Origin of the sequence: Pleomorphomonas sp. NRK KF1 (assembly GCF_023721755.1) — a bacterium.
Lineage (GTDB): Bacteria > Pseudomonadota > Alphaproteobacteria > Rhizobiales > Pleomorphomonadaceae > Pleomorphomonas.
On sequence record NZ_JAMDLH010000002.1, the window covers coordinates 324,685 to 344,426 of the forward strand.

The following is a 19,742-nucleotide window of genomic DNA, read 5'->3' on the forward strand; positions in this document are numbered from 1 at the left end:
TTTCAGATCAAGCCGCCGACCATCATTGCCACCCAAACGACCTTGCATGCGATGTGCAGCGCCTGATCTGCATGAATGGAAATAATCCCGCTGTTCTTGAGCGAGTCAATCAAAAAATGAGCCGCAGTCTCCAGAATTCCGACAAGGAGCGAGCCTGTCGCAAGCCCCGCCAGCCCACCGTGCACGATCGAATGCGCGCCAAGCAGATAGTACCAGGGCACGCCCGGTACCGGCGTCTTCCAGTTCTTGCCGCGCGCCATGAAATCGGTCTGCAGCGGATAATCTCCGAGCGCATGTCCGAAGATCAGGAGCGCCAGGGAAACGAGAAAGCCATCCGTCATCATGTCGGGTGCTCCTCGTTGCGAGAAAGGCGGGTCAACATGTGTTCGAAACGGGCGCCCGCCAGCGATATCGTGTCGAGAATGCCATCATCCAGCTCGTCTTCCATCACCGCTCCGGCCTTGAGCCCACTGCGAGAGTTCATGCGCTGGGTGGTGTTGCGCAAGCGGTCGGCGAGGAAGATTGCCAATGCCTTGTAGAAACGTCCGCAGAAGGCCGGGTTTTCATTGAGCCGGGCCTGCAGGTCCGATTTGTCCACCGCCAGGATAAAGGCTCCGTCGGCAGCCTGGACCGTGGCGGACGGAGGCGCCGAGTCGACCAGGGACATTTCTCCCACGACTTCGCCGCGACCGAGGCGGGCGACCTCTCCGATACCGGAAACGGTCACAGCCACCTCGCCCGACAGGACGAAGAAGAGATCGCTGACCAGCTCACCCTCGCGAATGAGGACCTGCCCCGGCGCCGCCGCGAACCGCCGCCCCGTGCGGGCCATCCACTCGATATCCTCGTCGTCGAGCTGCCCAAGGATGTAAAGCACTTTGCGCATCAGGCCTCGTTCTCCAGGAGTTGGCGACGGGCGAGCGCGTGGAAAAGCCCCCCTGCCTCGATCAGTTGGTCGTAGGTGCCGCTTTCGACGAGGCGGCCTTTGTCCATGACGAATATCCGGTCGACCTCGCGGATGGTGGAAAGCCGATGAGCGATGACGATCCGGGTCACCTGCAGACGGGCCAGCGTATCCGTCACAACCTGCTGGGTTCGGTTGTCGAGGGCGCTGGTCGCCTCGTCGAGAAGCAGGATCTTGGGTTCGTTCACCAGTGAGCGGGCGAGCAGTATTCGTTGCCGCTGGCCGCCTGAAAGCGCTCCTCCGCCGTCGCTCAGAATCGTGTGCATGCCCATGGGCATGGCTTCGACATCCGGCGCGAGAGCGACCAGCCTGGCCGCTGCCCATGCCGCCTCCAGACCGAGCCCGGAGGCTCCCGCGATGTTCTCGTAGATCGAGCCCGGCGTGATGCGTCCGTTCTGCAGGACAACGCCGATTTCCTTGCGAAGCAGCGTTGGATCGAGCCGGTCTGACGGCTTGCCGTCAAACAGCAGCCCGCCCTCTTCAGGCGTTTCGAAGCCGAGAAGGAGACGCATGATCGTCGACTTGCCGCTCCCGGACTCGCCGACGATGCCAATGTATTCCCCCGGCCTTATATGAAAGCTGACGTCCCGCAGGATCAACGGGCCGTCGGGCGAGTAGCGAAAGTGCACCCTGTTGAAGGCGATCTCGCCGGAAAGCCTGCCCGGAGCCTCCCGCTCCCGTGAGATCTCCGGCTCCGCCTCGACGATCGGCATCGTCCGGGCGATCAGCGGGTTGATGGTGAGCAGCTCGGACACCGCATTGATCGTCCCCGTCAGCGCGGCGGATACCTGCCCGAACGCCGTGATGAAAGCCACGAACATGCCGGTGGACAGGCTCGCAACGTCAACGGCCGCATCGCTGCCCAGCACCATTGCCTCAAGGGCCGCACTCGCCGTCTCCGACTTCATGACGAGAAGAACGCAGCCGAAGAGGAACAGCAGCGACAGGGGACCGAGAACGGCAATGCCAACCATCTGCCAACCTTGCCAGCGCCGCGACTCCTCCAGTTCGCGGCGCTCGTTCACGGTGCGCCACGTCCACTCCGCGAACGCCCGCATTTCGGCCGCTGCCGCCCGGAGCTTGGGCAAGCCAACCAGGATCTGAAGCAGGAAGCTTCCGCCCCGGCGCTCGAACCGAGCCCGCTCGTGCTTCAGCTGCCTGCGCGCGATCCACCCTGAAACGGCCACCGTAAGCAGGATGGGGACGAGCGAGAAAAGGGTCAGCCGCCAGTTGATGAAGGCCATGGTGACGAGCCCCGACACCGTGCCGATCAGCCCGAAAACGCCGGCGAGCGTCGACCCGGTCAGAAGCTGGCGCACCTCCTGCAGGCCCAGGGTACGCTGCCCGAGCTCGCCGACCGCGTATCGCTGAAAGAAGCTTGCGGGAAGGCGGAAGAGACGCAAGACGATCGCCGCCTGCATCCTGGCGTCCAGCGTGGCTTCAATCCGTTCGACGGCCATTGCGCGCGTCAGCTCGAAGATCGACTGCCCGAGCGCTGCGGCGACGAGCAGCAGCGCAACCTGCCAAAGACCCGAGCGATCGTTGAGCGGCACGACCGTGTCGAACAGGATACCCGTCGCGACCGGCAGCAAGGCCATGGTGGACGCGGCCAGGATCGAGGTGACGACGACCAGTCGTGCTTCCGCACCCATCCCGCGCGTTGCAAAGCGGGCGAGATCGCCGAAGCCGAGTTGCCTGTCCTCAAGCAGCGGATAGAGCTGGAGGGCCTTCTGCCGTAGCGTCGCGGCGACAGCCGGGCCCACCTTGCGAGGTCCATCCAGACCGATTGTCAGATATCCGCCCCGCCGTGCCGGCACCAGCGCCAGGGGGGCGCCCTCGACGGTCTCCCCGAGCATGGGCAGGCCGTCCCGCTTCCACCAGTCGTCCTTCAGGACGACCTCACGGTAATCGAGCAACAGATCGCGCAGGATCGGCTCGAATGACCTTGCGTCCGCCAGTTTTCGGCGCGTCTCGTCGGAAGGAGTCCCAAGCGGCCGCCCGAGGGACTTCATCGCCGCCTCGATCGCTGCATGCCAGGGATTGCGGATCGGCACCTGGCTGCCGCCGACCTTGGCAAGGGTACCGAGCGCCTCCGAAAAGCGGTTGGCGGATGAGATCGCCTGGATGTCCTGCCGCCTGCCCGCTTCCGCTCGTTCCGACTCGAACCTGGCGAAAACGGTCTCCACCGTCATGCGGGACAGATTGGCGAGGCCTTCGGCCACCTCGTGCGCGGTCGGCTCGACGATCGGACGCAAGCGCCCGCCATTCCGTGCCGCCAGTTGGCCGGGCGCGGCGAGCGGAAAGGGCAAAGCAGGTTCCAGGATACGACCGTTCCAGCTGAAGGCCGGTTCGTCGGCGACGACCAGGGCGAACTCGCCGGCCGCCGCTGAACAGGTTTCTCCCGGCTGAAGGTCGAGAGCCTCCCTGTCCACCAGGTGGCTCGGCCAATCGGGCGAGCGGCCGAGGGCGCCATTCATGCAGCGCACCCACTCGCCGACCGCGGAAGCCTTCGCCACTGCTTCCTCCATGGCGATCCGCTCGAAGCAGGAGCCAAGGCCGCCGATGGCGACCAGACATCCTTCCGAGGCGGACGCCGTCGAGAAAAGCAGGCCGCCCTTCTCCAGCCGGAAGAGGTGACGGCGCCCATCTCCGATGCGATCGAGCACGAACACGTCCGCGTAGCCGCGGAGCAACCTGAAGGCGGCAAAGCCTTCTTCCAGTGCCAGCGGCTTGTTTCCACCGCCTTCGATGACTTGCGCCAAGGGCCGGCTGCCTTTCATCGGATCCGCGTTCTGATACATCAGGCGCCCCCTCGCACCAGCCGGGCATACTCTCCGTCGAGCCGCATCAGCGTGTCATGATCGCCCCGCTCGACGATGCGCCCCCGGCTCATGACGACGATCTCGTCGCAGTCGCGCACGGTGCTGAGCCGGTGAGCGATGATGAGGCAGCCACAGCCGCGCCGGCGCAGGTTGTCGTCGATCTGCTTTTCCGTAACCGGGTCGAGCGCGGCCGTCGCCTCATCAAGTACGATGAGGGAGGGGTTGACACTGAGGACGCGCGCCAGTTCCAATCTTTGGCGCTGGCCACCTGAAAAGTTCAGGCCGCCTTCGGCAACCCGCGCGTCGAGCTGCCCGGGCCTCATCAGCACGTCATCGAGGATCGCCGCATCAGAGAGCGCGGAGATCAGCGCATCCTGCGGGATGGTGCTATCCCAGAGCGTAAGGTTGTCTCGGACCGTCCCCTCGAACAGGAATATCTCCTGATCGACGTAGCCGATTACCTGGGATCTTCGCGACTGCGCGAGCGTCTCTGCGTCGATGCCCCCGATGCGAATCTCGCCGCTCCATGGCTTCTGAAGGCCCGCGATCATCCGGCCAATGGTCGTCTTGCCGCTCCCCGATCCGCCAACGAGGGCGACGCGGGCGCCGGGCTTCAAGTTCAGGGAGAAGTCCTGGATGAGAGGCGGATCGAGAGGAGAGTAGCCGAAACTGACGCAATCGAGCTCGACCCGGCTCGAGGCCGGCACGAGGGACACGTCGCCTTCGACGATCCTCTTGGCCCGGTTCACGTCGGCGATCTTCACCAGATCGGCGCGGATGGTCTGGATCTGACCGGCGAGACCGATGAGCTCAAGCATCGGCGCGTTGAAGTTTCTGGCAAGCCCCTGGAAGGCGACGAGGGCGCCGAGCGACATGTGGCCCTTCATGACGCCGATGGCTCCGACCACGAGAACGAGAACATTGGCGAGCGCCTGGATCAGGGCGGGAATGGCGTTGATCAGGGTCTGCGCCTGGGCCAGGCGCGCCCTGGTGCCAAGCACCTTGCTGTGCAGCCCGGTCCACCGACGATAGGCCTGGGCCTCCATGTTGGACGCCTTCAGGGTCTCGATCGCCCGGATGGGTCCGAGCGTGGCGGCGAGCAGCGATCCCATTTCCACGCCGAGCTTGGTGCTCTGGGTGCGCTGGACTTTGCCTCCCTGGTGGATGACGATGCCATAGAGCAGCTGAATGGCGAACATCCAGCCGGCAAGAACCGGGTTCATCATCCACATGATGGCTGCGTAGGCGAGAAGGCTGGTCAGATTGAAGACCGCAGACGACAACCGCCCCGACAGGAGATCGGCAACCCTTTCGTTGGCGCTGAGCCGACCGGAGAGTTCGCCGGGGTGACGCTGCGCGTAAAACTCGGCAGGCAGCAGAAGCATGTGCCAGAGAAGCTTGCTCGACGGCACGACCACCTGCTTCATCTCCAGCCGTCTGAGGCCGGCTTGCTGCAACGCGGTGGCAAGCCCGCGCAACAGCACGACGAAGAGCAAGGCGACGGCAAATGGCAGAAACCAGTCCTCCTGCTGCGCGACGAGGATCGTATCGATGAATGCGCGCGTGAAGACCGGAACCGCGACGCCCGGAACCACCAGGGCGAGTGAGGCAAGGAGAACGAAGAGGAGGCCCTTTTTCGAGCCCTTGAGGCGATCGAGCATGAGTGGCAAGGCCAACGGCTGCTCCCCGGCGGGGCGGAAGTCCTCCGAGGGCTCGAAGGCGAGCACCACGCCCGTGAAGGCCTGCGCAAGCTCGGCGATCGAGACCGTTCGGCGACCCGATGCGGGATCGTTGATGAAGGCCGTTTTCCCTCGAATACCCTCGAGAACGACGAAATGGTTGAAGTTCCAGTGCAATATGGCCGGCCAGGGAACATCGGCCAGATTGTCGACCTCCTTTCGGAAGCCCTTCGCGTTCATGCCATAGCTGCGGGCAGCCTTCAGGAGGTTGCTCGCCTTGGTACCGTCTCGCGAGACTCCCGCGGCAATGCGCATCTCCTCAAGCGTCACCCATCGGCCATGATGGGCCAGGATGATCGAAAGGCACGTCGCCCCGCATTCGACGGCCTCGATCTGCAGGATCTGCGGGGTTGCCCGTGTCCTCTTGCGGCCGGAAACGCCACCGAACAGGTTGAGAGCCTGTGCCCCGATCATAGGCCGGTAGCCTTCTTCAGGAAGGGGAGCAGGAAAGAGGCTGGCTTGCGGCTGTCGACGGTAACCTTGGCGGTTCCGGTGGTCCCCGGGCTCAGGCTGGCCAGCGCTCCCGTGCCTCCGGACCAACGGTAGCCGCTGGCGGTCGCCGCATCCCGCTCGAGTTCGACATGGACGGCGAAGGGCGCTCCCTCCTTCGAGAACCGGGCGACGAGAGCGTCGTTTTGTAGGATTGCCCGCATGCCCTCGTGGGTGACCGGAAAGTCCGACACCGACGTCACGCGTCCAACAAGTGTGCCCCACTCTTCCTTCTGCATGCCGCCAAGCTCGATGTGAACAGGCATGCCGACCTTGACCCGCTTGCCCTGCGCGGGAGGCACGTAGAGCATGAACTGCAGCGAACCGTCACCGCTCGCCACCGAGGCGATCCGCGTTCCGGCCGGCGTGTAGGCGCCGAAAGGGGCCTTCCATTCGACCAGAACTCCGTCCGTGGGGCTTGTGACCTTGCCGAAGGTGGAAAGCTGAAGATCAAGTTGGCGAACCTCGGCTTCCGCTGCCAGAACCTTCTGCTCCTGTTCGAACAGCCGGCGCTCATCCTCCGATCGACCTGCCAGTTGCTCCGCCGCAAGGGTCAGCAAGCCGGTGCGCGCCGTGGCGATGTCGAGGCTGGCGTTCGACAACTGCTCCCGGGCCTGCTGAACGGCGCTCGCGGTGGTGACGCCCCCTGCGGCGAGCTTCTCCTGGTTTTCGACAAACCCGCGATAGGCGTCCCGGCGCTGCTCCGCCGCCTTGATCTGAGCCTCCAGGGCCGCCTTTCTGGCTGCGGCATTGTCGCCGCGTGCCGCGCCGAGAACCTTTTGCTCACGCCGCAAGGCGTCCATGGCCGCGCGCGCCGCGCTCGCCTGCGCCTCGGCCATCTCCAGACGGGTCGATATGTCAGGCTGGCTGATCTCGGCAAGTATATCGCCTTGCCGAACCCGGTCGCCGAGTTCGGCATGCCGGTGCGTCAGCGAGCCTGAGGCGGCCGCGATCGCATCGACGATCTGGCCTCCACCGTAAAACAGAATGCCCTGGCCGGAGATGCGGGTAGGAATACTCGCCGTGAAGCCCCACACGACGAAGGTCGCAAGCAGCACCACGACCCCGGCGAGCGCCACCCAGCCACCGGGGCTGGTGATGACGATGGCCTCGTCCAGCTGTTCAGGAGACGACAGCCGGTCCAGTGCTTCCTGTCGGTAGAGGTTCTTGTTCTGAGCAGACATGATCCAGCGTTTCCGGACTACTTGGAGCGTGCGACGTAGACGCCGTCCCACGCGCCGGGCGGGTCGGCGAGGAGGGTGGAAAGGCGTTCGGCGTAGATCTCGTAGAGGGTGTCCATCCTCGGAGGGGCTACGCCGCGCAGGGCGGCGAGCTTCTCTCGCGCGGCGGCGAAGCTTCCCTCACGGTAGAGGGAAAGGAACTCGTCGTGCTGCTGATGGAGCGAGGTAAACTCTGGCCGGACCGCCATGGTCTCGTCGCCCAGGAGTGCGTGGAGGCGGACCGGCGCCGACCTGCCCTTGACACGGACGAGATCCAGTTCGAGGAAGGCGAAGTCCGGAACCGCCTGACGCGTGAACTCGCTGACGGCGATGTCCACGCCGTAGAACTTCGTCAGACTCTCGATACGCGAGGCCAGATTGACGCTGTCACCCAGCGCCGAATAGCTGAAGCGCTGGGCCGAGCCAAGATTGCCGACACAGGCCTCTCCGGTGTTGAGACCGATACCGATGCGGATCGGATCGGGCCGCGTGCGATTGAGGGCTTCGACGACGTCGAGCATGGCGAGCGCAGCACGGCAGGCCTTCTCCTCGTGAGCGTCGATGTCGAGCGGTGCGTTCCAGAACGCCATGATCGCATCGCCGATGTACTTGTCGATCGTCGCCTCGCCTTTCAGCAACACGTCGGTCAGAGGCGTCAGGATGTTGTTGATCAGCCCCGTCAGCGCCTGCGGGTCCATGCCCTCCGACAATGTCGTAAAGCCCCGGATATCGGAGAAGAGCACCGTCACGCGGCGAGTCTCGCCGCCGAGCCGCAAGGCGCGCGGTTCATTGGCCAGGCGTTCCACGAGGGCCGGGGCGAGATAGCGTCCGAAGGCGTTCTTGACGAACCGCTTCTCGCGGTTCTCCAGCGCCAGACGCAAAGGGGTGAGGACGAGAAAGACGACCAGCAGCGTCAATGTCGGTCCCACGGGATCCAGCAGGTACTGCCCCCGGGCGAAGGCGAGCCAGGATACGACCACGAACGCGGCCGACAGGACCAGAAAGGCGGCGGTGCTGAGCAAGGCGCCGCTTCGACTTGCAACTCCGATCAGGATCAGTCCGGACAGGAAGGTGGCAAGCAAGGTCCCGCCGTCTGCCCAGTCCGGCTCCATCAGGAAAGACCCGGCGACGATCTGATCGATGATTTCAGCGTGAACGTTCACGCCCGGCATGGCCGAGGCGATGGGTGTGGCGACGATGTCGCGCAGCCCCACCGCGCTGGTGCCGATCAGGGCGATCCGCCCCTCGATCGCCGCCGCCGCTTCGGCGCTTGTCCGGCCCGCGACGAGGTCCGCCGCTCGGATTACCGGCATGTTCGGCATGCCGGAATAGTAAATGCGCATGCGTCCGTCGGCATCGGTTGGAACGGTCAACTCCCCCACGCGCAAATCCACCATGGCCGGAATGCCGCCACCGCCCTGACCGCTCGCATCGCTGGTGCGGATCACGAAGCCCGAGGCCCCTTGTGCGATCCTCAGCGTCTCCACGCTGAGGGCGGGAAAAATCTCGTCGCCCGCCACCGCCGCCATCGGCATGCTGCGGATCACGTTGTCTCGGCTGGTCGCGAACGAGAAAAAACCCACGCCGGCGGCGGATGCCTGCAAGAGGTCGATGTTGCGCACGGCGCCGTTGAAACGCGTCAAATAACGACGCGGATCGGTCCCTCCGTAGGCAAAGCCGGCCTTTGGCTTCGGTGGCGACTCTCGCCCCTCGTCGGTCAGCGCGAGTCCGACCGCCGCGTTGGCACCTGCAAGAGCCCTTGCAAGAGAGGCGTCACTGTCGAGTTCCTCCGTGCCGGACGGAAGACTGACGGTCGCACCGCGCTCGCGCAGAGCGTCGACTGCCCTGCTGAGAGACAGGCGATCGGGTTCCGAGAACACGATGTCGAAGCCGATGGAAGCCGCGCCGAGCGCATGCAGCCGATCGACGATCGTCGCGATGACCCGTCGCGACCACGGCCATTGGCCGAGTTCGGCGATGGAGGCTTCGTCAATGTCGATGATGACAACCGGTGGCTCCGTCGCCTGCCTCGGCAGAAGTCGCTGGTAGCCATCGAACAGTTGATTGGTCAGAACCTGCGTGGCGGCCGGCCACGTGCGCATGGCGACGAGGCAGATCGCAAGCGCCAGCAAGCCTGCCATGAGGGGCAGCCAGTTCAACGACAGTCGCGCCGCCCTTTGCCCGCTGACCTGTCTCATTCGACTGCGCCGGCTACATGAAACATCAGTTTCTGTCTCCAGCGAAGATGCCGGATGCCGACCACCCACCGTTCGAAGTCGTGAAGGCCCCCATCAGTCCTTCGGCGGCCAATCCGTTGCCGTTCACGAACGAACCGGTTACCGAGGTTGTGCCGTCCGTCCCCGTAAAGGTGGAGGAACCGGCAAAGGAAACGGCACTGCCGAAGCTGCGCCCGTCGAAATCGCTGATCGACACGTTGCCGGTACGCGATCCGAAGTCCACGGACGCCGCCATGTCACCAGTCGCGATATACTGGCTGCCGCCATTGAGGACAGTTCCAACGGCGTGCCCCGCATAGGTGGCCGTGCCCGACGCGGGCATGTCGATATTGGCCGTGACATCGCCGATCACCCAGTTGCCCATGTGCGACGAGGTAATCGAGCTGTCCGCGCTCTCGGCTTCTCCCCACCACCCCCAGCTCAGATAGGAGCAGGAGCAAAGCTCGGAGGATGCGCCGCCGTCGAAGATCTTGGCCGGTACGAGCTTCGAGTTGACGACGTAGGAGCGATAGCTGGAACCCGAGGACGCAAAGGCTTCGTCATCGAGGTAGACGGCGCCACCGTAGCTGTCGGTAAAGCCGATTTCGTCGTTGTAGGCATTTCCATCGTCGTCGAACTGCTTGAACGTCGCGCCGAAGGTGCCGTTGGCTCCATTGAAGGTCATGCTGGCGGTGCCCGCTTTCAGCACGGTCGACAAGTTCACCGACATGGCGACGGAACTGTATCCGGTCAGCGTCTTGCCATCGTAGTTCCGGGTCGCGGTCTGGTCGGTCGAGACGAGATTGGCCACATGCGCCGTCGAGAAGTTCGTATCGCCGCCGGGCAAAGACGTCCCGTAGTTTGGGGTGTCGGTGAACGTTGCGTTGGCATCGCTGAGATCGTTGGTCAGAACGAGATTCTGTCCATTCGATCCGAAGATCGACGTTCCGCCTCCGGACCCGGCGGCGCTCGCCACGGTGCCATAGTAGGAAGTGCTCCCATCGGAGGAATCGAGCCGCTGACTGCCGCCTCGCTTGCCGACGAACCCGTAGGAAACGCCGTCGCTGAGGCGCTCGATGTTGCCCGTCGTCACGCCGATCGCGCTTTTTTGTCCCGACCCAATCCCGTCGATCACGAGCCAGGCCTGAAGCCCCTTGGCCACAATGTCCGTGTTGCTGTTGGCTGGAGTTCCCGCAATCAGCAAATCGCTAGAACTGGCACCACTCATGTCGACGCCCGACAAACCGGGCCCGTAGGCGAAGGGGATCGCCGCTCCCGCCCCCGTCGACACCGCGTTCAGGGCATCGGCGGTCAGGGAATAATGGCGTGTGCCCGAGGCGGAAAAGACGCCAGGAACGCTCGCAGTGGAGGTTCCAGCGATCACGTAGAGCGGATTGGCGCCACTTGTGAGCATGTAGGCCCTGAAGCCCTCCAGCCCGACATAACCGAGGCCCGAATAGGTCGAGCCGCCATAGGCGATGCCGCTCAGGGCATGGCTGGTGAACGCGCTGTCGGCATAGACCGGCAATGTCAGCGTGGAACTGTCGTTCAGTGTCGCGGTACCGTCCGAGCCTTCCGTTCCTGTCAGGGAGCCTTGACGATCGGTCGCAGCCGAACCACCGAGAATGCCATTGCCGCCACCGTCGGCGGGGTCGCGGGACGTCAGCACGCGGATGGCAGCGGTGCGCGTCCCACCCGACGTTTCCGAAGCCTTTTCGGCGGCGCGCTCGACGGAATCCGTCTGCGCGGGTTCTGCGACCTTTTCGGGTGTCCTCTCCGGGCGGGGGAGCGGCACGGGGATGTTCGAGACGAGCGGACTGCCCGAGTTGTGCCGATCGACGCCGCTGTTGCGAACGATCTGATCGCTCGGTGGGGTAGCGGCACCGCCGGTGGCGCCGGGACGCCCGGCGAGCTGGTCCTGCATGGACCGCAGGAAGGACGGTGGCGTGCGGATGACCTCGGCCTTTCCGCCCTCGACGGTGATCGAGTAGCCCGGCTTGAACAGCCGGTTGCTGACGCCGTTCGCCGACAGCGTCACCTCATGGCCGAAAATCAGCGAAACATGAGGAGGCGCCGATGCCTCGCCATCGTTCTCGCCGTTTCGGACCTTTCCACTCCCTTTGCCCCGTTCCCCGGACTGCTGGCCCATCTTGCCGAGGTCGATATCGACGACGGCGCCGCGAATGCCGGCCGTGCCGATCGGAGTGTTGATGGTCGCACCGCCGGGTGTCTTGGAGGTCCGCCCGCCGATGAAGCGCATGAAGCCCTTGGAAAGGCTCGCCGAAACCTTGGCCGTCCCGGCCTCCGGATCGTAAACGAAACTGTCGATGGTCAGACGGGAGTTCGGCCCCACGGTAAACGTGGTTCCGTCGGCGAGGAGAATCTGCACCAGCCCTTTGCCGCTGGTGTTGATCACCTGATTGTGGATCACCTCGTCGCCAAGCGTGATGGTTTTCGCCATGCCGCCCGGACGCAGCGCCTGGGCATCCGGATTGACGGCTGAGGTGACGCCGACGCGCGTCGCGGCGTGCACGTTCTCCACTGGCAGGACAGTGCAGAGCGCAATCCCGGCGGCAAGGAGGCACTTCTTTGACGGCAACATGTCAAAAAACCTTTTTCAAACCAATGCTTAGGAACAAGTTGTCAGACTTGGAGGTATCGTAGTTGGACCAGGCGTGCTGGTAGCCCGCCTGCACCTGAGCCGCGAGATCCGTCTCGATCGGAATGGTCTGGGTGAGGTTGATGGCCCACTTCGTCGTGTCCTGGCTTTTGGTGCTGATCATGGGATCGGCTTCGTCATAAAAGCGACGGGACAGCTGACTGGATAAGGCAAGATTCCACGCGCCCGGCAGGGCATCGATCGGTGAGGCGTAATCCACCGAGTAACCGACGACACCACCAACCTGCCAATAGGTGTTGTATGCCGTATCGGCGTGGAAACGATCGGCTATGCCGGCGATCCCGACGCTGACCGAGGGAGCGAGGCGATAGGTCGCAGCCATCTGAAGCTGGAGACGATCGCCGCTTTTCTCGGCCATGGTCGGGTGGTCGGCGGAATTGAAGAACGTCTCATGGCGATACTCCCCCCGCAGGCCGTAATAGAGGTCGGTGGTCGGCCTGGCGCCAAGCAAGGCGCCGGCGCCAAAGGAGGAAAGAAAGGGCTCGCCGGACAGCACGGCACCGCCCCCTATGCCGTAGAGGTCCAAAGAGTACCCCTCGAGCCCGAACCGGTTGAGATCGAAGGAAGGCCCGGCGGTGATTTCGAGAAGGCCGAGATTGAGGTCAGATCTGTCCCTGTAGAACTCGGTGTGAGCCTGGCCGTTGAGCTTGAACTCCACGCCCTGGGGCGGCAGATCGAACGTCGAGCGGACTTCTCCGCTGGCGAAGACATTCGCGTCCGGCGACCGCCTCGCATCATCGGAAAGCTCGTAGCTGAGCCCCCTCAGGGTCACCAGCGATGACGTCGGGCCACCGTTCGCATTGGTCTGATACCGCGCACCAACGGTGTATGACCCAGTGACACCGACCCCATCGCTCTTCTGGTCGATGGCTGCCAGATAGGTGTCCACCTTCCGGCGCACTTCTTCCGGAATATCGGGCACGGCCACGGCGGCATCGAAGTAGCCGCGGGCGGTCTCATAGGCGCCCAACCGGAAATAAAGAACGCCGAGCTCCAACTGCAGGCGCGGCAGACCCGGAGCGAAAATCAGCATGCGCTCGAGCGTTGCGATCGCCCCTTCGAGATCCCCGACCTGCGAGGAGAGAGCGGCGTATTCAAACGCCGCATCCAGATTGCCCGGATTGTCGAGCATCACCTGGAACAGCGCCGTGCGCCGCTCTTCGATCCGGACAACCTCCTCCGCGGAAGCGCGCGGAGGACGGTTGCGATCAGTGGGCGCGGCACTTGCGGCATGAGCCACCGGTGTCGCCACAAAGATCGCGAGAAAGGCAAAAAGCGGGAGGCGCCGGTCTCGAAAAGTCATAGTAGGGAACATGGGATCACTGAAACTACCTATATCGTCCCCGTCCCTCTAGCATGAAGCTTGGCGACCTCACGCTAAATCAACGACTTACGAGATGCCCTTCCGTCCCAGAATTATTGCATTTCGTCCCACGCCACGCTTTGGGCTGCCATTGGGAACCTCGCTCGGCTAATTGCGGCGGTGCCAACAGGGGCATCGCATGGTCGCCCAATGGGATTCTCAGTCCGCTCATCACCGCGCCGAAGAGCAGAAACGCCGGACATTCGTCAGGGCGAACACGCCGAATGCGGCCTCGCCGCACTGGGAATTCTTCTCGGCTACCACGGGGTTCACACATCCCTTGCGGAACTGCGCCGACGCGCCGGCTCGACGCTTCTGGGATCGACCTTGCGGCAGCTTTGCCAGATTGCGGAAAGCGAGGGATTTGCTGCCAGCGCACGCCGGACCGAGCCTTCCGACCTTGAGAAACTGGGCCTCCCGCTGATCGCCCACATGCGTTTCATCCACTTCGCCGTCGTCGAGAAAATCTCGGAGGACGCGGTTCACCTGAACGATCCATCCTCCGGTCCGATAGTTCTCACCCGAGAAGAGTTCTCACGCGATTTCACGGGTATCGTTCTCCGGTTGATACCCCGCAACACAAGGCCGCGCGGACGCCCCTTTTCGCTCCTCCAGGCCCTCATTGCCGCATTCAGGCCGCAGATTCCCCTGTTCCTGTCGGCCTGCATCCTCGCGGTCATCAGCGGCATCCTCGCTTCATTCAGCCTTTGGGCACTCTCGGGAAAGGGCGAAGCCCCGGCTTCCGTCGGCCTGCTGCTCCTGGCGGTCGTCGTCCAGGGAGGCGCCCTTCTTCTTGCCGCCCTTCTGGCCCACGACGCGGCAAACGCTGCGCGGCGGAGGATCATGGCCGGCCTTGCCGGAGCACCCGACCGCTACTATCTCGAAGCGCGGCCGGACAGGACACTTGGTTTCCTCACCGCCCTCAGAGGGTTGCAACAAAACAGCGCCCCGTTCTCCACAGTCGCTTTTTTTTGGACGGCATCAACCCTCGGGCTCGCCGCAGTGGTGGCCCCCATCCTGGTCCTCCCCGTGGCGACGCTGTCTCTCATTCAAGGGGGCATTGTTCTTCGCTCGGCGGGCCATCGCAGCAGCCACGCCGCCCGCTTCGGCAGAGACGCCATGCCGGTTCGCGCCATGGATGAGAGCTATCTGGCGGAGTCGGCGCGGTACAGGATCGGAAGAGGTGCCGAGTCTCATTTTTCATGGCTCGCCGGAATCCACGCGACGGATGCGTCATACGCGCTGAAAGCAGCCGAACAGCACGATGCCGCCGATACGTGGGTCGCGATGCTCGATCTCTGCAAGATCGTCTTGCCGATAAGCCTCTCGGCTCGTGGTTTTGGCGACAGCGGAGCTCTGCCGTTTGCCCTGCTTGTCGCCGCCGCGAGCAGCATGATGCTCCATTTCATCGCCAGGAATCTGAGCATCCGCCCCGTCAAGGACGCCTTGCTGCGTCTGTCCGATCCTCCGCCCGAGCCACCAAAGAGAAAGGCTGCGCCGCCGAGTGCGCCGTCGGACGCACGGCTTATCATGGAAAGCGTCGAGTGGGCGCCCACCGGAATGACCCGCCCCGTGATCTCGGGACTATCGCTTCGTCTCCGCGCGGGCGAGACGACCGTTGCGCATGGGGCGCCGGGTTCGGGAGCGACGAGTTTCGCCCGGTTGGCGGCGGGCATGATCGAGCCGACCTCCGGACGTGTTCGCCTTCGGGGCTCGGCGGTGCTCATCGATCATCAGCGGTTCCTGGTGCCGGGAGCGCTGCGACACAACCTGTCGCTGGGAGACCCGGACATTGATGAGCAAACCATGAGATCGGCGCTCGAAACAGTTAGATTGAACGCCGTGTTCGGGCATCGAGGCGGGCTCGATTTCATTCTCAAGGGCGACAGCCCACGGATCAGCGGCGGGCAGATTCGGCGTCTCATGATCGCCCGAGCGCTTTGCCGCACTCCCGACGTCCTGATCCTGGACGGCGCGCTGGACAATGTTGAAACGGAACTTGCCGGTTCCATCCTCGCCGATCTCGGCAAACAGGGCCTGGCGGTCGTGGTCACCACCAAGAATCTCGATCTTCTTCGCTTTGCCGACCAATCCATTGAGCTGGGGGCCGGGGGTGAGTGACGGGGCTGTTCCGAACGAGCGGGTGCGCCGCCGCAGGGTGCGTTTCACTGCATCGTCCAGGCGGAGCCAGGATGCAGGTCCGCTGCTGATCCGCACGGTGGATGGAGCAAGGCTGTTCCATCGCGGCGGATTGGGAAAAGCCTTGCTGGATCGTGCCGACCGGATCGATATGGTCTACCCCACGGCGGCCGGTGGGCCGCTTTTGCTTCGTCCATGGATAGCCCGATGGCGACCCGCCGCCCTGCACATGGCCTATCTGGCAGACGTTGTGCTCTGCGGGGTTCCCGCCTGCCTCGCGCTCCTTCCTTTCCTGCTGCTTCAGGCGCCGAGTGACACCATCCGGATCGGCTTGGTCGTCGGGACGACTATGCTTTTCTTGGCCTCCCGACGAAGCGAGAACCGTCTGAAGCGCGACGAGAGCCTGCGCGTTCATGCCCGGTTCTGGGACCATCTGCTGCGATCGCCTCCTCCACCGGCGGATCCTGACGATCTTTCAAGCGATGCCCGAAGCCAGGCCTTCCAGTTGAAACAAGCACTTGAGGGCGCACTCACCGCTGCTGGCGCGGTCCGGCGGATGGTTGTCCGCGCTGCCTCGCTGGCACTGGCGCTGCTCGGGTTGATCTTCGTTGAGCACTCGTTTCCTGCCCTCGCGTTGTCGGCTCTCCCGGCCGGCGGGCTCGCGCTGGGCATGTTGGTTGCACAGGGAAGCGACCGGCTTCGCGCTCGGCTTGATCTGGAAACCAACGCGCTCGCGCGCATCGAAAACAGGTATGCGTCACGCATGCCTCTTCTGAGACAGCTCGGCCTCGGAGACAGCGCTCTTCTCGACCTGGAAAGGTCGGGACGGCGACAGGCGCGCTTGGCATTTCGGGCCGGGTTCGTCCGGACCATCGACAAGCTTCTACCCGGCATCGTGGCGGCCATCGCCCTGGCCATCACCATTCAAGATCGAGGGCCGCGGGACGCCAACCTTCCCGCCCTCCTTCTTTTCATTCCCGTCGTTCACGGCGCGGCCCGGCTCGGCCAGCAGGTCGTACGCTTCCGGTCTGCCCGCCGTCGAGTCGCCGAAGCGGAAGCCGTCCTCGCCTCTTCAACAGACGACAGCGACGCCGAGCCCGCCGCGGTGGAGGAAGTTGCGCTTGCCGACATTCGCTTTCGCTACGACGCCGCTCGCCCGCTGATCGACAACGTCTCCCTTGTCCTGCAACGGGGGGACGTCGTTGCATTGACGGGACCTTCCGGCTGCGGAAAGTCGACCCTGCTCGACATCCTCACCGGCCTCTGCCAACCGGAGTCCGGCCGCCTGACGGTCAACGGCCGCGAGCGTCGGTGGGACTCCCTGTCCGGCTATCGGACGCGCATCGCCCGCGTCTTTCAGGACAGTCTGGCCGCTTCGTCGACAATTCGTACCGCGATCAGTTCCGACGCTCCTGATGCGAGTGATGAGGATATTCGCCGGGCGACCAACGACGCCGGCCTCTCACCGCTGATCGCCTCGCTTCCCATGGGGTTCGAGACATTGTTGGTCGAAGGCGCCCTTCCCGTCAGCCTGCTTCAGCAGGTGCTTGTCGCTCAGGCACTGGCGCAGGAGCCGGACTTGCTTGTCCTCGACGAGACGCTGTCCAGCGTCGACATCGAAGTGGCCAAGGGGATCGTCGCCGCCGCGCGGCGCAGAAACATCATTCTGCTCTATGCCACCCATCGCGAGGATCTCGCCGCGCTCGCCGACCGAAGGATCGACCTTCCAGCGTCGCTGGAACGAAATGCCGGTATTGCGGGATGAAATGACGGCTTGGCCGTTTTGCTCATGCGACCGACCCGCTTATAGGATCGCCACTGCCGTTCAGCCCTTCGTCCCGCCGGGCTCCTTGTGAGCCGGCCATCAGGCCCCACCCAGCATGGCGATCCGCAAATACCTGCACTCCATCATGTTCGGGCTGATCGCCGGCATAGACAGCCTTGGCACGAGCGTCGCCTTCGCGGCGCTTATCTTTTCCGGCACGCTCGTCATCGGTTTCGGAAAAGGCGTCAGCGTCATCCTCCTGAGCTGCGTTCTCCTTGCCGTATATGTTGCCTGGCGCAGCGGCTACCGCTCCAGCCTGGCTCAGGTGCAGGAGACGAACATCGGCATTCTCGCCGCCGCGGTCTCTGCCGCCACCGCATCCATGGGCGGAGCGACGGACGCTGAAAAGGTATCGACCGTCTTCGCCATTCTGGCCGTCAGCACCATCGGAACCGGGGCGCTTTGCTATCTCTCGGGGCGCTTCCGTTTCGGCGTTCTGATCCGCTTCCTTCCTCATTCGGTCATCGCGGGCTTTCTGGCGGGCTCCGGCTGGCTGCTGATCGACGGGGCGTTGATGATGATCAGCAACGAAGCGAGCGTGGCGGGCATCGCCCGTTCGGCGCTCGAACCAGCGGTCCTCGCCGTTCTCATTCCGGCCATCGTCTTCGCGACGATCATGAGCGTTGGCTTGCGGCTAACCGTGAGCCCGGCCGTCGCCCCCGCGATCACTCTCCTGGCGATTGGATTGTTCTACGGGCTCCTGCTCTCGGGGGGGCTGTCTGCCGAGAGTGCCCGCCATCTGCACTGGTTGCCCGACGTCCCTCCCGACCAGGCCGGACTGACCCTGCCCTCCCCGCTCTCCATCGCCCTGCAGGCCGACTGGCAGGCCGTTGTCGGCATCCTGCCGATCATTGCCGCCATACCGCTGATCACGATTGCCGGCCTGTTGCTGAACACCAGCGGGCTGGAAGCCGCCAGCGGACGGGACATCAACGCCAACGCGGAGCTGAAGGTCGCCGGGCAAGCCAACCTCGCGGTGGGCATTCTTGGTGGAGCCCCGGGCTTCACGGGGCTCGGAATGACGCTTCTCGCAGGCCGGCTCGGCGTCAAGGACAGATCGGCGGGACTGGCGACGGCTCTTGCTCTTGCTCTCGCCCTGCCGTTCGCCACCGAACTCGCATCGGCGATTCCCCTGTTCGTTGCCGCCGGGCTGATGCTCATGCTTGGGGGAGAGCTGTTCTACGACTGGGCCATTGCCTCACGCCGGACCCTGCCCGCCCTGGAATGGGCTGTGGCACTGGCGATCGTCGTCTCCATGATGATCTTCGGGTTCGTCACCGGCATCGCGCTCGGGCTGATCTTCGCGGTCGTCACGTTCGTCTACAACTATGCTCGTTTGCCTGTGGTGCGCCTGGAAGCGAGCAGTCGCGAGCGGCGCAGCCGAACGGACCGCTCGTCCACCGCCAACCATATCCTCGATGAGAACGGTCACCTCATCCAGATCATCGAGCTGCAGGGCTATCTGTTCTTCGGCACCGTCGAGCAGATCGTCAGGGCCGTTCGGCGACGGATCGGAAAAGATGCTCCTCCGCGCTGCCTGATCCTGGACTTTCGAGGCGTCAGCGGCATGGACTCCGCGGCCATGGCCGGGTTCTCCAAGATCTTCAACATGCTGGCGTCGGAGCGAGTGAGCGTGGTCCTGTCGCCCGCGACCCACGACGTCCGACAGATTGCCGAGCGCGCCGAGGGAGCCCGAGGCAGGCCCTTGCCGGTGAGTGTGGAAATGGATCTCGACCATGCGCTGGAAGCGGCCGAGAACGAACTGCTGGCCGCCCACGGCGACACGGGGCAAAGCCGCAGCATAGCCGCGCATCTGGTGCGTGAACTCGGCCCGCATCCGCGCCTTCCCGCACTGATCTCCGCCATGCGGCGCATCGAGATGAAGGCCGATGAGACCTTGATCTCGGCTGGGGACGAAGCGAGCGATGTGTTCGTGCTGGCATCAGGGCGAGTGAAAGTGCAGGTCACGCTCGAAAGCGGCCGCAAGCTTCGCCTTCGCAGCATGACTGCCGGCGCGGTGCTCGGCGAGGTGGCTTTCTATCTCGGTGGCAAGCGGACCGCCGATGTCATCGTGGAAGAGGATGCCGTTCTTTTCTGCCTGACCGGAGAGATGCTGAGACGGCTCGAGGCGGACGACGCGGAGCTGGCGGTGCTTGCCCATCGCCTGTTTGCGGCCACCCTTGCCGAACGTCTGGCACTCGCCAATCGCTTGGTGCAGCTCGCCTATGCATGATCACGGCGTAACGAGTGCCCCGACACGTTCGGAAGCAGACATCGAAATCCGA

11 protein-coding genes are annotated in these 19,742 nt (G+C 64.2%); 3 read left to right on the forward strand and 8 right to left on the reverse strand.

Features of this window, described 5'->3' with window-relative positions; all coding sequences use genetic code 11:
* Positions 1 to 2: 2 nt before the first annotated feature.
* From M4J39_RS06890 to M4J39_RS06925, 8 genes are read right to left on the reverse strand one after another with little or no spacing between them, the layout of a single operon-like run.
* Positions 3 to 344 (reverse strand): DUF3307 domain-containing protein, encoded by a 342-nt coding sequence (locus M4J39_RS06890; RefSeq protein WP_251727087.1) that lies wholly within the window; start codon positions 342 to 344, stop codon positions 3 to 5.
* Positions 341 to 886, reverse strand: coding sequence for a cyclic nucleotide-binding domain-containing protein (locus M4J39_RS06895; protein ID WP_251727088.1), 546 nt, complete (start codon positions 884 to 886; stop codon positions 341 to 343). Before M4J39_RS06895 ends, M4J39_RS06890 begins: the two co-directional genes overlap by 4 nt.
* Positions 886 to 3,765: an NHLP bacteriocin export ABC transporter permease/ATPase subunit gene (locus M4J39_RS06900; protein WP_251727089.1), complete on the reverse strand. Its 2,880-nt coding sequence runs from the start codon at positions 3,763 to 3,765 to the stop codon at positions 886 to 888. The genes M4J39_RS06895 and M4J39_RS06900 overlap by 1 nt, the downstream gene beginning before the upstream one ends.
* Positions 3,765 to 5,939, reverse strand: coding sequence for an NHLP family bacteriocin export ABC transporter peptidase/permease/ATPase subunit (locus tag M4J39_RS06905; RefSeq protein ID WP_251727090.1), 2,175 nt, complete (start codon positions 5,937 to 5,939; stop codon positions 3,765 to 3,767). The genes M4J39_RS06900 and M4J39_RS06905 overlap by 1 nt, the downstream gene beginning before the upstream one ends.
* Positions 5,936 to 7,198: an NHLP bacteriocin system secretion protein gene (locus tag M4J39_RS06910; RefSeq protein WP_251727091.1), complete on the reverse strand. Its 1,263-nt coding sequence runs from the start codon at positions 7,196 to 7,198 to the stop codon at positions 5,936 to 5,938. Before M4J39_RS06910 ends, M4J39_RS06905 begins: the two co-directional genes overlap by 4 nt.
* 17 nt (positions 7,199 to 7,215) lie before the next feature.
* Positions 7,216 to 9,432 carry a CHASE2 domain-containing protein gene (locus M4J39_RS06915; protein ID WP_251727092.1) on the reverse strand — a complete coding sequence of 739 codons (2,217 nt, stop codon included), beginning with the start codon at positions 9,430 to 9,432 and terminating at the stop codon, positions 7,216 to 7,218.
* Between the two features lie 25 nt (positions 9,433 to 9,457).
* The gene (locus M4J39_RS06920; protein ID WP_251727093.1) at positions 9,458 to 12,052 is read right to left on the reverse strand and encodes a FecR domain-containing protein; all 2,595 of its coding nucleotides are present in this window, start codon (positions 12,050 to 12,052) and stop codon (positions 9,458 to 9,460) included.
* 1 nt (position 12,053) lies between these two features.
* Positions 12,054 to 13,370: a tetratricopeptide repeat protein gene (locus tag M4J39_RS06925; protein ID WP_251727094.1), complete on the reverse strand. Its 1,317-nt coding sequence runs from the start codon at positions 13,368 to 13,370 to the stop codon at positions 12,054 to 12,056.
* Between the two features lie 273 nt (positions 13,371 to 13,643).
* Here M4J39_RS06925 and M4J39_RS06930 point away from each other — a divergent pair, with 273 nt between their 5' ends.
* From M4J39_RS06930 to M4J39_RS06940, 3 genes are all read left to right on the forward strand, one after another.
* Positions 13,644 to 15,614: a cysteine peptidase family C39 domain-containing protein gene (locus M4J39_RS06930; protein WP_251727095.1), complete on the forward strand. Its 1,971-nt coding sequence runs from the start codon at positions 13,644 to 13,646 to the stop codon at positions 15,612 to 15,614.
* 367 nt (positions 15,615 to 15,981) lie between these two features.
* Entirely contained in the window at positions 15,982 to 17,397 is a 1,416-nt protein-coding gene (locus tag M4J39_RS06935) for an ATP-binding cassette domain-containing protein (RefSeq protein WP_251727096.1), read from the forward strand.
* A gap of 115 nt (positions 17,398 to 17,512) precedes the next feature.
* Positions 17,513 to 19,690 carry a SulP family inorganic anion transporter gene (locus M4J39_RS06940; protein ID WP_251727097.1) on the forward strand — a complete coding sequence of 726 codons (2,178 nt, stop codon included), beginning with the start codon at positions 17,513 to 17,515 and terminating at the stop codon, positions 19,688 to 19,690.
* Positions 19,691 to 19,742: the final 52 nt, after the last annotated feature.